13 protein-coding genes, 1 tRNA gene, 1 pseudogene and 1 riboswitch are annotated in these 12,788 nt (G+C 67.7%); of the genes and pseudogenes, 7 read left to right on the top strand and 8 right to left on the bottom strand.

Annotated elements, in window-relative coordinates:
* The first annotated feature begins 58 nt into the window (after positions 1–58).
* Positions 59–2,473 (top strand): transglycosylase domain-containing protein, encoded by a 2,415-nt coding sequence (locus ABZ434_RS11730; protein ID WP_359134397.1) that lies wholly within the window; start codon positions 59–61, stop codon positions 2,471–2,473.
* Here the strand turns inward: ABZ434_RS11730 and ABZ434_RS11725 are convergent.
* The 3 genes from ABZ434_RS11725 to ABZ434_RS11715 all read right to left on the bottom strand — a co-directional run bounded on the left by ABZ434_RS11725 (position 2,467) and on the right by ABZ434_RS11715 (position 3,650).
* Positions 2,467–2,787 (bottom strand): multidrug efflux SMR transporter, encoded by a 321-nt coding sequence (locus tag ABZ434_RS11725; RefSeq protein WP_018555875.1) that lies wholly within the window; start codon positions 2,785–2,787, stop codon positions 2,467–2,469. The two genes, ABZ434_RS11730 and ABZ434_RS11725, sit on opposite strands and share 7 nt — an antisense overlap.
* A 37-nt stretch (positions 2,788–2,824) precedes the next feature.
* Positions 2,825–2,895, bottom strand: a riboswitch (guanidine-III (ykkC-III) riboswitch).
* 49 nt (positions 2,896–2,944) lie between these two features.
* Positions 2,945–3,283: a co-chaperone GroES gene (locus tag ABZ434_RS11720; RefSeq protein ID WP_136325477.1), complete on the bottom strand. Its 339-nt coding sequence runs from the start codon at positions 3,281–3,283 to the stop codon at positions 2,945–2,947.
* A gap of 46 nt (positions 3,284–3,329) precedes the next feature.
* Positions 3,330–3,650: a DUF3618 domain-containing protein gene (locus ABZ434_RS11715; RefSeq protein ID WP_359134395.1), complete on the bottom strand. Its 321-nt coding sequence runs from the start codon at positions 3,648–3,650 to the stop codon at positions 3,330–3,332.
* A gap of 127 nt (positions 3,651–3,777) precedes the next feature.
* Here ABZ434_RS11715 and bcp point away from each other — a divergent pair, with 127 nt between their 5' ends.
* The 4 genes and pseudogenes from bcp to ABZ434_RS11695 all read left to right on the top strand — a co-directional run bounded on the left by bcp (position 3,778) and on the right by ABZ434_RS11695 (position 6,426).
* The gene (bcp, locus tag ABZ434_RS11710; RefSeq protein WP_359134392.1) at positions 3,778–4,245 is read left to right on the top strand and encodes a thioredoxin-dependent thiol peroxidase; all 468 of its coding nucleotides are present in this window, start codon (positions 3,778–3,780) and stop codon (positions 4,243–4,245) included.
* 152 nt (positions 4,246–4,397) lie between these two features.
* Positions 4,398–5,894, top strand: coding sequence for a glycine betaine/L-proline transporter ProP (gene proP / locus ABZ434_RS11705; RefSeq protein WP_359134390.1), 1,497 nt, complete (start codon positions 4,398–4,400; stop codon positions 5,892–5,894).
* A gap of 289 nt (positions 5,895–6,183) precedes the next feature.
* Positions 6,184–6,339 (top strand): annotated as a pseudogene (locus tag ABZ434_RS11700) (HNH endonuclease signature motif containing protein); the annotation flags it as partial.
* 12 nt (positions 6,340–6,351) lie between these two features.
* Positions 6,352–6,426: transfer RNA gene (locus ABZ434_RS11695), tRNA-Leu, on the top strand.
* A gap of 52 nt (positions 6,427–6,478) precedes the next feature.
* On the opposite strand, the gene rdgB is transcribed toward ABZ434_RS11695, so the two are convergent.
* The 4 genes from rdgB to ABZ434_RS11675 all read right to left on the bottom strand — a co-directional run bounded on the left by rdgB (position 6,479) and on the right by ABZ434_RS11675 (position 8,725).
* A complete protein-coding gene (gene rdgB / locus ABZ434_RS11690) occupies positions 6,479–7,081 on the bottom strand; it encodes an RdgB/HAM1 family non-canonical purine NTP pyrophosphatase (RefSeq protein WP_359134388.1) in 603 nt (200 codons plus the stop codon).
* A 32-nt stretch (positions 7,082–7,113) separates the two neighbouring features.
* Positions 7,114–7,509, bottom strand: coding sequence for a hypothetical protein (locus ABZ434_RS11685; RefSeq protein WP_359134386.1), 396 nt, complete (start codon positions 7,507–7,509; stop codon positions 7,114–7,116).
* Between the two features lie 111 nt (positions 7,510–7,620).
* The gene (gene rph / locus ABZ434_RS11680; RefSeq protein ID WP_359134384.1) at positions 7,621–8,358 is read right to left on the bottom strand and encodes a ribonuclease PH; all 738 of its coding nucleotides are present in this window, start codon (positions 8,356–8,358) and stop codon (positions 7,621–7,623) included.
* Between the two features lie 133 nt (positions 8,359–8,491).
* Entirely contained in the window at positions 8,492–8,725 is a 234-nt protein-coding gene (locus ABZ434_RS11675; protein ID WP_018517946.1) for a PTS glucose/sucrose transporter subunit IIB, read from the bottom strand.
* A 222-nt stretch (positions 8,726–8,947) separates the two neighbouring features.
* Here ABZ434_RS11675 and ABZ434_RS11670 point away from each other — a divergent pair, with 222 nt between their 5' ends.
* Both ABZ434_RS11670 and ABZ434_RS11665 read left to right on the top strand, forming a co-directional pair.
* Positions 8,948–10,258: a PTS transporter subunit EIIC gene (locus ABZ434_RS11670; RefSeq protein WP_359134382.1), complete on the top strand. Its 1,311-nt coding sequence runs from the start codon at positions 8,948–8,950 to the stop codon at positions 10,256–10,258.
* A gap of 264 nt (positions 10,259–10,522) precedes the next feature.
* Positions 10,523–11,800: a PTS transporter subunit EIIC gene (locus ABZ434_RS11665; RefSeq protein ID WP_359134380.1), complete on the top strand. Its 1,278-nt coding sequence runs from the start codon at positions 10,523–10,525 to the stop codon at positions 11,798–11,800.
* Positions 11,801–11,868: 68 nt separating this feature from the next.
* On the opposite strand, the gene ABZ434_RS11660 is transcribed toward ABZ434_RS11665, so the two are convergent.
* Positions 11,869–12,621: an MBL fold metallo-hydrolase gene (locus tag ABZ434_RS11660; protein WP_359134377.1), complete on the bottom strand. Its 753-nt coding sequence runs from the start codon at positions 12,619–12,621 to the stop codon at positions 11,869–11,871.
* Positions 12,622–12,788: the final 167 nt, after the last annotated feature.

The raw sequence follows: 12,788 nt of genomic DNA, 5'->3' as shown, positions 1-12,788 counted from the left end.
ATTCCGCAGAAAAGTGCAGTATGGGAGAACTGACCGCGGCCGAGGAGTCTGCACCGACATGAGCGACGAGCCACAGCAGCAGAACGGGGACCCGGCAGACCGGGGCTGGACCCCCAGAGACCTGTCTGCCGACGCTGCCGCCCCCGCGGAACAGGGCACCCCGGCCACCGGTGGCACCGGCACAGGAAGACAGAAGAAGCCCAAGCGCCCCAAACGCACCGGCTGGCGCCGCGCGATCCCCACCTGGCGCATGGTCCTCGGCGGCATCCTCCTCATCGCCCTCGTCCTCATCGGCGGCTTCATCGCCGGCTACCAACTCGTCGACATCCCGCCCGCCAACGCCAGCGCAACCGCCCAGTCCAACGTCTACCTCTACAAGGACGGCAGCGTCATCGCCCGCGACGGCGAGGTGAACCGCGAGAACGTCAGACTCGCCCAGGTCCCCCGCGCCGTCCAGCACGCCGTGCTCGCCGCAGAGGACCGCGACTTCTACTCCGAACGCGCCGTCGACATCAAGGCCATGGCCCGCGCCGGCTGGAACACGCTCACCGGCAAGGGCAAACAGGGCGGCTCCACCATCACCCAGCAGTACGTCAAGAACTACTACCTCGGCCAGGAACAGACCATCGTCCGCAAGATCAAGGAATTCTTCATCGCGATCAAGCTCAACCGCGAAGAGACCAAGGACCAGATCTTCGAGGGCTACCTCAACACCAGCTACTTCGGCCGCAACGCCTACGGCATCCAGGCCGCCGCCCAGGCCTACTACAGCAAGGACGTCGGCGACATCACCACCGCCGAAGGCGCCTACCTCGCCTCCCTGCTCAACGCCCCCAGCGCCTACGACGTCATCACCCACCCCGAGAACAGGCCGGCGGTCCTCGCCCGCTGGAACTACGTAGTCGACGGCATGGTCAAGGAGGAGTGGCTCGGCGCCGGCGAACGCGCCGCCCTCACCTTCCCCCTGCCCGGCCCCGTCAAGCCCGCCAACAGCCTCTCCGGCCAGCGCGGCTACATCGTCCAGGCCGTCGAGGACTACCTCATCCAGCACGACATCCTCGACGAGAAGACCCTCGCCACCCGCGGGTACCGCATCACCACCACGCTGGAGAAGAAGAAGCAGGACGCCCTCGTCGAAGCCGTCGACGACAACGTCATGTCCAAGACCAGCAAGAAGAACAAGGCCGACCGCAACGTCCGCGTCGGCGGCACCTCCATCGACCCCGCCACCGGACGCGTCCTCGCCATGTACGGAGGCATCGACTACACCCGGCAGTACGTCAACAACGCCACCCGCCGCGACTACCAGGTCGGCTCCACCTTCAAGCCCTTCGTCTTCACCTCCGCCGTCGCCAACCGCTCCACCACCCAGGACGGCCGCCGCATCACCCCCAGCACCATCTACGACGGCACCAACAAACGCATGGTCCAGGGACCCGACGGACCCACCGGATACGCCCCGGCCAACGAGGACGACGTCAGCTACGGCCCCATCACCGTCCGCACCGCCACCGACAGATCCGTCAACGCCGTCTACGCCCAGATGGCGGAAGACGTCGGCCCCGAGAAGGTCCGCGCCACCGCCATCGACCTCGGCATCCCCAAGGACACCCCCGACCTCACCGCCTCCCCCTCCATCGCCCTCGGCCCCTCCACCGCCAGCGTCCTCGACATGACCGAGGCCTACGCGACCCTCGCCAACCACGGCAAGCACCGCGACCACACCCTCGTCGACCACATCACCAAGGACGGCGAGACCGTCAAGCTCCCCGACCGCACCACGAAACAGACCGTCACCCGCGAAGCCGCCGACACCACCACCTCGATCCTCCGGAGCGTCGTCGACGGCGGCACCGGCACCGCCGCCCAGGGCTCCGGCCGCCCCTCCGCCGGAAAGACCGGCACCGCCGAGGAGGACAAGGCCGCCTGGTTCGCCGGCTACACGCCCGACCTGGCCACCGTCATCGCCGTCATGGGCCAGAACCCCGACACCGGCGCCCAGAAACCCCTCTACGGCGCCCTCGGCCTGCCCCGCATCAACGGCGGCGGCGCCCCCGCCCAGACCTGGGCCCAGTACACCCGGACCGCCCTGCGCGGCACACCCGTCGCCAACTTCCACCTCGACCTGGAAAGCGGCACCGACGAGACCGAACTCCCCACCGAGGAGAACACCGCCCCCGGCACCACCGGGCAACCCTCCCGGACCCCCTCCGGCACCACCCCCACCACCCCCTCCGCCAACCCGCCCACCACCCCGTCCGCCCCCCAGACCACCCCCGGCACCACCGACAACCTGATCGGCGGCATCACGGACGGCGGCACAGAAACCGGAGGCGGAAACAACGGAGGCGGCACGGGCGGCGAGGACAACGGAGGAGGCAACAACAACGGAGGCGGCGACAACAACGGCGGCACAGGCTTCTTCGAAGGCGCCCGCGGCACCCGCGCCCCCGCCACCCCCGCCCGTCAGTGACCCGACGTCGCCTTCAGCCCCACCACAGCCACCAACAACAGACACACGAAGAAGATCCGGGCCGCCGTCACCGGCTCATGCAGCACCACCATGCCCAGCACCGCCGCACCCGCCGCACCGATACCGACCCACACCCCGTACGCCGTACCGATCGGCAGAGTCCGCGCCGCATGCGACAGCAACAGCATGCTCGCGACAATCCCCAGCCCCGTGAACACACTCGGCCACAGCCGGGTGAACCCCTCGGTGTACTTCATCCCGATCGACCAGGCCACTTCCAGCAGACCCGCGACCACCAACAAGACCCACGCCACGACGACACCTCCGACGACACAACACGCGAACAACACGGATGCGTCGTCTTTTCGAAGCCCGGTACGGCGCGTCTCGTCGGGGTCCCACCACCGTAGCAAAGGACAGGCAAAAGGCCTGGTGACCACGGTCACCAGGCCCCGCACACCACAATCCGCGCTACAGGTACAGGCCGGTCGAATCCACCGAACCCTCGAACCGGTCCGCAGCCACCGCATGCAGATCCCGCTCCCGCATCAGCACATACGCCACGCCCCGCACCTCGACCTCGGCACGGTCCTCGGGGTCGTACAGCACCCGGTCCCCCGGCTCCACCGTCCGCACGTTCTGCCCCACCGCGACCACCACGGCCCAACCCAGCCGACGCCCGACCGCAGCCGTCGCCGGAATCAGAATGCCCCCGCCGGAACGCCGCTCGCCCTCGGGAGAATCGGACCGGACCAGCACACGGTCGTGCAGCATCCGGATGGGCAGCTTGTCGTCGCTGTTCTCGCTCACGCCCCGCAACCTACCTGGACGCGAGGCGAGCACACGCCCTCGGGGGTCAACGCCTTTCGCGCCGCTTCGACACGGTGAGCAGACCCACCACACCCACCACGAGCAACGCCACAGGAATCACCCGCTCCAGACGCGGCGCACCCTCCTCCGACACGAACTGCGCCTTCACGTCCGACACCGCCCGGTTCACCGCGACGAACGCCCGCCCGGCCGTCCGGTCCACGGCCCCGGCCGCCTTGGCCTTCGCATCACCCATGATCGTCTTCGGGTGCACCCGCACCCCGATCTCATCGAGCACCACCGCGAGCTGCTCACGCCTGCTGATGATGTCCGCCTCGATCTGCGCAGGGGTCCTGGCATCCGACACTGCGCCGCCTCCGTGGTCCTCGTCCGGTAAACCTTCATCGACAGTCTGTCAGCTCGACCGCTCCCGCACCCGGCGGCACCCCTATTACCCTCGGTCCCGTACACCCCACGTACCAACGAGGAGAACCATGAGCGAGCGCCTCACGACCGGCGACACCGCCCCCGCCTTCACCCTCCCCGACGCCGACGGGAACGACGTCTCGCTCGCGGACCACAAGGGCCGCAAGGTCATCGTCTACTTCTACCCCCGCGCCCTTACCCCCGGCTGCACCAAGCAAGCCTGCGACTTCACCGACAACCTCGACCTCCTCGCCACAGCCGGCTACGACGTCATCGGCATCTCCCCCGACAAGCCGGAGAAGCTCGCCGCGTTCCGCGACGAGGAAAACCTCAAGGTCACCCTCCTCGGCGACCCCGCCAAGGAGACCCTGGAGGCCTACGGCGCCTTCGGCGAGAAGAAGAACTACGGCAAGACGGTGATGGGCGTCATCCGCTCCACGATCGTCGTCGACGAGAACGGCAAGGTCGAGCACGCCTTCTACAACGTGAGGGCCACCGGCCACGTCGCCAAGATCATCAAGGACCTCGGCATCTGACCTGCCGCGAGCCACCCGCACACCGCCCGGGGATTGAGCCGAATGGCCGAAAACATGTGATGGACATCCCAATCCCCGGGCGAATCGGTTTGCAACCGCCATGTCCGCGCAGAAGCCTTTCCTGGAACACCCACCGAGGAAAGGACCCGGCCATGGCGGCCTCCGACCCCCATCAGGCGGCCGACCCCGAAGCGGTCAAACGCCACCCTGCCCTCTTCCGTGCCATCCGTAAGCGCCAGAACCCCAAACTGCGCAGGACGGACATCACCGTCACGGACGACCAGGCGGTCAAGCGCGCGGTCAAGGCGGCATCACTCGGTAACGCCATGGAGTGGTTCGACTTCGGCATCTACTCCTACCTCGCCGCCACCCTGGGCCATGTCTTCTTCCCGTCAGGAAACGACACCACTCAGCTCCTCTCCTCCTTCGCCACCTTCGCCGTCGCCTTCCTCGTACGGCCCCTCGGCGGGATGTTCTTCGGCCCCATGGGCGACAAGATCGGCCGCAAGAAGGTCCTCGCCCTCACCATGATCCTCATGGCGGTCGGCACCTTCGCCATCGGCGTCATCCCCTCCCACGACACCATCGGCGTCGGGGCCCCCATCCTTCTCATCGTCTTCCGGATGCTCCAGGGCTTCTCCACCGGCGGCGAGTACGGCGGCGCCTCCACATTCATCGCCGAGTACGCCCCCGACAAACGACGCGGCTACTTCGGCAGCTTCCTCGAATTCGGCACCCTCGCCGGCTACGTCGGCGCCGCCGGCCTCGTCACCGCGCTCTACGCCCTCCTCACCGACAGCCAGATGGAGGCCTGGGGCTGGCGCATCCCCTTCCTCGTCGCCGGACCCCTCGGCCTCGTCGGCCTCTACCTGCGACTGCGCCTCGACGAGACCCCCGCCTTCCAGAAGCTGGAGGGCGGCACCGCACACGCCACCGAGGCCGCGGACGGCGTCGAGACCACCGCCAAGGGCGACCTCGCCAAGATCTTCCGCAGCTACTGGCCGACGCTGATCCTCTGCATCTGCCTGGTCGGCGCGTACAACATCACCGACTACATGCTGCTGTCGTACATGCCGACGTACCTCTCCGACGAACTCGGCTACAGCGAGACCCACGGCCTGCTCATCCTGCTCGCCGTCATGGTGTTCCTCATGCTGATCATCAGCCAGGTCGGCAAACTCTCCGACCGCTTCGGCCGCAAGCCCCTCCTCATGACGGGCATGCTCGGCTTCCTGATCCTCTCCCTCCCCGCCTTCCTCCTGATCCGCCAGGGCAGCATCCCCGCGATCACGATCGGCATGCTGATGCTGGGCCTCTCCCTGGTCTGCATGCTCGGCACGATGTCCGCGGCACTCCCGGCCCTGTTCCCGACGAACGTCCGCTACGGGTCCCTGTCGGTGGGCTACAACCTGTCGGCGTCGATCTTCGGCGGTACGACTCCGCTGGTCATCACAGCCCTGATCAGCTGGTCCGGCAGCAACCTGATGCCGGCGTACTACGCGATGGCGGCGGCGCTGGTCGGCGTGATCGCGGTGGCCTGCATGAAGGAGACCGCGAACAAGCCGCTGGCGGGGTCACCCCCGTCGGTGGAGACGAGCGCGGAGGCGGAGGAACTGGTCGCGGCCCAGACCCCGGACCCGAAGTTCTGACCCGTCCCGCACGGGAAATGGCCCGCCCCGCTTCGGTTGTCGCCGAAGCGGGGCGGGCCATTCCGCATCTTGTCGGATATCGGACGTGACTCCCCGATAATCGGTTCGTTACTCCGTACGAGGCCGCGAACGGGCGGCCGGATGCGGAGGGGACTCTGACGGTTCGGTACACGCGCGAGCTGCTGGAGGAAGCGGCTCGCGAGACGACGAACGCCAATGATGCCTCCGCATCTCGCGCATGTGCGAGGGACCCCGACATCGTCGAGTGCTCGTCTCAGGAGGGGCGTACACCGGCGAGACATGGCGGGGAAACCGTCTCGTCCTGGAGGTCGATCACATCGATGGCGACCGTCTCAACAACCGCCAGGAGAACCTGCGATACCTCTGCCCGTCCTGCCACAGTCAGACCGGAACCTTCTCGAAGCGCCGCAACGGCGCACAGTAGAGTGGGCCGCGCGGGTCCGTACCCCAGCTGGCTAGAGGGCGCCGGTTTAGGTCCGGTGTGTCGTGGGTTCGAATCCCACCGGGCCCACAGGCAAAGAGAGGCCGCTACCTTCGTTTCGAAGGTAGCGGCCTCCTGCGTGTCAGCCCACCAGTTCCCGCACCACCGGCACCAGCCCCCGGAACGCCTTCCCCCGGTGGCTGATCGCGTTCTTCGCCGCCGGGGTCAGCTCCGCGCAGGTGCGGGTCTCGCCCTCCGGCTCCAGGATCGGGTCGTAGCCGAAGCCGTGCGCACCGGCGGGGACGTGGCGCAGGGTGCCGAGCAGGCGGCCCTCGACCACGCGTTCCGTGCCGTCGGGGAGGGCGAGGGCGGCGGCGCAGGCGAAGTGGGCGGCGCGGTGCGTCGCGTCGATGTCGGAGAGCTGGGCGAGGAGCAGGTCGAGGTTGGCCTGGTCGTTGCCGTGGGTGCCGGCCCAGCGGGCCGAGAAGATGCCGGGGGCGCCGCCGAGTACGTCGACGCAGAGGCCGGAGTCGTCGGCGATGGCGGGGTGGCCGGTGGCCTGGGCGAGGGCGTGGGCCTTGAGGAGGGCGTTCTCGGCGAAGGTGACGCCGGTTTCCTTGACGTCGGGGATCTCCGGGTAAGCGTCCGCGCCGACGAGTTCGTAGGTGAGGCCTGCGTCGGCGAGGATCGCGTGGAGTTCGGTGATCTTCCCGGCGTTGCGGGTGGCGAGGATGAGGCGGGTCATGGGTCGATTATCGCCGCGCCGGGGTCGGGCCGTTACGGGGTGCAGACCTTGCCGATCTCCGTTGCCGCGTTGGTGACGGGGGTGATGTCGGGGGTGGCGTCGCCCTTGTCGATGGAGTCGCGGACGCTGGCGACGCCGACCTGGAGGTCGTCGACGGCCTTGCTGAGGTCGGCGTCGTCGGTCTTGTCGCCGAGGTTGCCGAGCTCCTTGTCGATCTCGTCGAGCGATTCGGAGGCCTGGGTGGGGTCACTGGAGGCGTTCGCGACGGCCTGCTGGAGGTTGTCGACGCTGGTGGCGATGGCGTCGGCGGTGCGGACGCAGTCGAGTGTCTTGTCGAGTGCGCTGCAGCCTGCCGCGGCGGTGACGGCGAGCAGCGTGGCGGCGATGGCCAGTGCGGTGCGGCGGTGGCGTCGGTGGCGCGTGGCCATGGTGGGTCCCTCCCCGGGTGCGGATGCGCGGACGGGCGCACGGTTCGACCCGTGCGCCCGTATGCGTATCGACGCCGTTCGGGGGGTTCTTGGTTGCTTCTTTACCCGGGCCTACTCGCCGAGGGTGAGGGCGAGGGCGCTCTTCTGGAGCTGGGTGAGGTCGGCGCAGCCGGTGGTGGCGAGGTCGAGGAGCGCGTTGAGTTCGTCGCGGTCGAAGGGCTCGGCCTCGGCGGTGCCCTGGATCTCGACGAAGCGGCCGTCGCCGGTGCAGACGACGTTCATGTCGGTTTCGGCGCGGACGTCCTCTTCGTAGCAGAGGTCGAGGAGGGGGGTGCCGTCGACGATGCCGACGCTGATGGCGGAGACGGTGCCGGTGAGCGGCTTGCGGCCGTGCTTGATGATCTTCTTGCCCTGGGCCCAGGTGATGGCGTCGGCGAGGGCGACGTAGGCGCCGGTGATGGCGGCGGTGCGGGTGCCGCCGTCGGCCTGCAGGACGTCGCAGTCGAGGACGATGGTGTTCTCGCCGAGGGCTTTGTAGTCGATGACGGCGCGCAGGGAGCGTCCGACGAGTCGGCTGATCTCGTGAGTGCGGCCGCCGATCTTGCCGCGTACGGATTCGCGGTCGCCGCGGGTGTTGGTGGAGCGGGGCAGCATGGAGTATTCGGCGGTGACCCAGCCTTCGCCGCTTCCCTTGCGCCAGCGCGGGACGCCTTCGGTGACGGAGGCGGTGCAGAAGACTTTGGTGTCGCCGAAGGAGACGAGTACGGATCCTTCGGCGTGCTTGCTCCATCCGCGTTCGATGGTGACGGGGCGGAGCTGGTCGGGGGTGCGGCCGTCGATACGAGACATGGCGTCGACTTTATCGGGTGCGGGGTGTGGGCCGTTGCGGTGTGTGGGGGTGGTACGCCTCGGGCCCCGTCCTGGTGGGGGGGCGGGGCCCGAGGGGGTCCGGGCCGGGGGCCCGGGGGGGTTCAGCGGTGGGTCACATCATGTCTTCGATGTCGGCGGCGATGGGGTCGGCGTCGGTGCCGATGACGACCTGGATCGCGGTGCCCATCTTGACGACGCCGTGGGCGCCGGCGGCCTTGAGCGCGGCTTCGTCGACCTTGCTCGGGTCGATGACCTCGGTGCGGAGGCGGGTGATGCAGCCTTCGACCTCTTCGATGTTCTCGATTCCGCCGAGCCCGGCGACGATCTTCTCAGCCTTGCTGGCCATGGCCTTCTCCCTGGTTCTTCACGTACGTGCGACGGCCCACCCTGGGTCCGTTTCGTCACGGTAACGCACGGTTGGCCCAACTTCGCGAGCGAGTGGCTGGGCCATCACCAATGATGACGATCACCGGCGCCCTGTCTTCCGGGCGGGCTCCGCACCGTACCGCAACTGGTCTACACCAGTCTGCAACACCCGCCAAACGTGGCCTGTTCCGGGAGGACGCCGATGAGCTCAAGCAGCGCAGCGATCCCACAGAAGAAGTGGTGGAACGGCCTCTTCCAGGGCCTGCAGAAGATGGGGCGCAGCCTGCAGCTCCCGATCGCGGTGCTGCCGGCAGCAGGCATTCTGAACCGGCTCGGCCAGCCGGATGTGTTCGGTGACGAGGGCCTCGGCTGGAACAACATCGCCAAGGTGTTCGCGGCGGCCGGTGGTGCGCTGCTGGACTCGGGGCTGGGTCTGCCGTTGCTGTTCTGCGTGGGTGTCGCGATCGGCATGGCGAAGAAGTCGGACGGTTCGACGGCGCTGGCCGCGGTGACGGGTTTCCTGGTCTATTACGCGGTGCTGCACGCGTTCCCGGTGGACTGCGACAGTGGTTCGACGTTCGTGTCGGGTGGCACCTGGTTCGGTACGTGTGTCACGGGTGATGCGCAGGTGACGGCGGCGGAGTACCAGAACCCGGGGGTGTTCGGCGGCATCGTGATGGGTCTGATGTCGGCGTGGTTCTGGCAGCGGTACCACCGGGTGAAGCTGGTGGACTGGCTGGGGTTCTTCAACGGGCGCCGGCTCGTCCCGATCATCATGGCGTTCGTCGGTCTGCTGTTCGCGGCGCTGTGTGCGTGGCTGTGGCAGCCGATCGGTGACGGGCTGACGAGCTTCTCGAAGTGGTTGGTGGACCTGGACTGGGCGGGTTCGGGCATTTTCGGTGTGGCCAACCGTGCGTTGCTGGTGATCGGTCTGCACCAGTTCCTGAACACGTTCGTCTGGTTCCAGTTCGGTGATTACACGAAGCCGGACGGGACGATGGTGCACGGTGACATCAACCGGTTCCTGGCGGGTGACCCGACGGCAGGTCAGTTCACGACGGGCTTCTTCCCGATCATGATGTTCGCGTTGCCGGCGGCGGCGCTGGCGATCTACCACTGTGCGAAGCCGCATCGCCGCAAGGCGGTCGGCGGCATGATGGTCTCGGTCGGCCTGACGTCTTTCGTGACGGGAATCACGGAGCCGATCGAGTACTCGTTCCTCTTCGTCGCGCCGCTGCTGTACGCGATCCACGCGCTGCTGACCGGTGTGTCGATGGCGGTGACGTGGGCGATCGGGGTGAAGGACGGTTTCAGCTTCTCGGCGGGTCTGATCGACTACGTCATCAACTGGAGTCTGGCGACGAAACCCTGGCTGATCATCCCGATCGGGTTGGCGTTCGCCGTCGTGTATTACGTCATCTTCCGGTTCGCGATCACCAGGTTCAACCTCCAGACGCCGGGCCGCGAGCCCGACGAACTGGAGGAGGAGATCGAGAAGGACCTCACGAAGTAGCTGCTCCGACCAGGGCTTATACCCTGGGCGGCGAAGGCCCCCGGACCTCCGGTCCGGGGGCCTTCGGCATGTCACTGTGCGTGGGTGGTGGCTACTGCGAAGTAGTCGGAAATTGCAGGTTCCTTATCTAACCCTCACCGTGCTACAACTGGTCTACACCACTCAGTGGTCCAGACCACGCGCCGCCATGGCGGCGCGTTTCTCGAGTCGTCGCCCACCCAAACACCCTGTCCCTGGCGGCGCCTTGCCCAATGGAGGAAGTTGATGTCCACGGCTGGCACCGCTCCCGCGGTCACCAAGAAGAAGGGCGCCGGCGTGATGGCGGTCATGCAGCGCATCGGCCGCAGCCTCATGCTGCCGGTCGCGGTGCTGCCCGCAGCCGCCCTGCTGGTCCGCTTCGGACAGGGCGACATGCTCGGCAAGGAGTCCTTCCCGGACTTCATCAACAAGATCGCCGGTTACATGGCGGCGGGCGGCGGCGCGCTGCTCGACAACATGGCGCTGCTGTTCTGCGTCGGTATCGCGATCGGCTTCGCCAAGAAGTCGGACGGTTCGACCGCCCTCGCGGCCGTCACCGGCTACCTGGTCTTCCAGAAGGTGCTCGCCACCTTCACCGACAGCAACCTGCCCAAGGTCGCCGCCGTGGTCGACGGCAAGATCGTCATGAACGAGGCCCCGGTCAACGCCGGTGTGCTCGGTGGCGTGGTCATGGGCATAGTCGTCGCCCTGCTCTACCAGAAGTTCTACCGGACCAAGCTGCCTGACTGGGCGGGCTTCTTCGGTGGCCGCCGTCTGGTTCCGATCCTCTCCGCCTTCGCGGGCCTGGTCGTCGGCATCATCTTCGGTCTGATCTGGCCGGTCCTCGGTGCCGGGCTGCACAACCTCAGTGAGTGGCTCGTCGGATCCGGCGCAGTGGGCGCGGGCATCTTCGGTGTCGCCAACCGCGCGCTGATCCCGATCGGCATGCACCACCTCCTGAACTCCTTCCCGTGGTTCCAGGCCGGTACGTACAACGACGGCGGCGTGGACTACCACGGCGACATCGCCCGCTTCCTGCACGGTGACCCGACCGCGGGCCAGTTCATGACCGGCTTCTTCCCGATCATGATGTTCGCCCTCCCGGCGGCCTGCCTCGCGATCACCCACTGCGCGCGCCCCGAGCGCCGCAAGGTCGTCGGCGGCATGATGTTCTCGCTCGCCGCCACCGCGTTCGTCACCGGTGTGACCGAGCCGATCGAGTTCACGTTCATGTTCATCGCCCCGGTGCTCTACGCGATCCACGCGGTGCTGACCGGTGTCTCGATGGCGCTCACCTGGGCCCTCGGCATGAAGGACGGCTTCGGCTTCTCCGCCGGCGCGGTCGACTACTTCCTGAACCTCGGTATCGCGGAGAAGCCGTGGCTGCTCGCGCTGGTCGGCCTCTGCTTCGCGGCGGTCTACTACGCGGTCTTCCGCTTCGCGATCACCAAGTTCAACCTGCCGACGCCGGGCCGTGAGTCCGACGAGGAGCTCGCGGAGCTCCTCAAGGCCGAGGCCAAGTAGTCCGTACGACGACAGTCCGAAGCCCTCACCTTCCCGGCGGAAGGTGAGGGCTTCGTCGTGCGTTCGGCTCAGATCTCGTAGACCGCGCCCGGTGCCGCCAGTTCCGTCGGGCCGTCGAAGACCTCGCGGGCGTCGGAGAGGTTGCGGTCGGCGTCGGTCCACGGCGGGATGTGGGTGAGGACCAGGCGGCCCACCTGCGCGCGGGCGGCGAGCTCACCCGCCTCGCGGCCGTTGAGGTGGAGGTCCGGGATGTCTTCCTTGCCGTGGACGAACGACGCCTCGCAGAGGAAGAGGTCTGCGCCCTCCGCGAGCTCGTCCAGAGCCTCGCACGTGCCGGTGTCACCGGAGTACGTGAGCGAGCTGCCGCCGTGCTCGATGCGAATGCCGAACGTGTCGACGGGGTGGCAGAGCTTCTCCGTGCGCACCGAGAAGGGGCCGATGTCGAACGAGCCGGGCTTCAGGGTGTGGAAGTCGAAGACCTCGCTCATGGCGTGGTCGGACGGGGTGTCGGCGTGTGCGGTGGTGAGCCGCTGCTCCGTGCCCTCGGGGCCGTAGACCGGGATGCGGGCCGGGCGTCCGCCGCCGTGCGGGTAGTACCGGACGACGAAGTACGCGCACATGTCGATGCAGTGATCGGCATGGAGGTGGCTGAGGAAGATGGCGTCGAGGTCGTAGAGACCGACGTGGCGCTGCAGCTCGCCGAGGGCGCCGTTGCCCATGTCGAGGAGCAGCCTGAAGCCGTCGGCCTCTACGAGGTAGCTCGAGCATGCCGATCCCGCGGACGGGAACGAGCCGGAGCAGCCGACGACGGTGAGCTTCATGGAGCGTGAACCTCCGAGACGTGGGAACGGGGAGGGTTCGTGCGGTCGGTTGAGCGGTTTGTTGAGCGTAAGGCGCGAAAGAGCTGGTCGCTCCTCCGGAGTGTGCCGTTGTGGGGGAACTCACCTGTGCTGTCACCGGTTCGATGGAAGCGGGGCGCCCCTCGGGG

Origin of the sequence: Streptomyces sp. NPDC005761 (assembly GCF_040630635.1) — a bacterium.
Lineage (GTDB): Bacteria > Actinomycetota > Actinomycetes > Streptomycetales > Streptomycetaceae > Streptomyces.
Note: the sequence above shows the minus strand (reverse complement) of the source record. Positions and strands in the feature narration are given on the sequence as shown.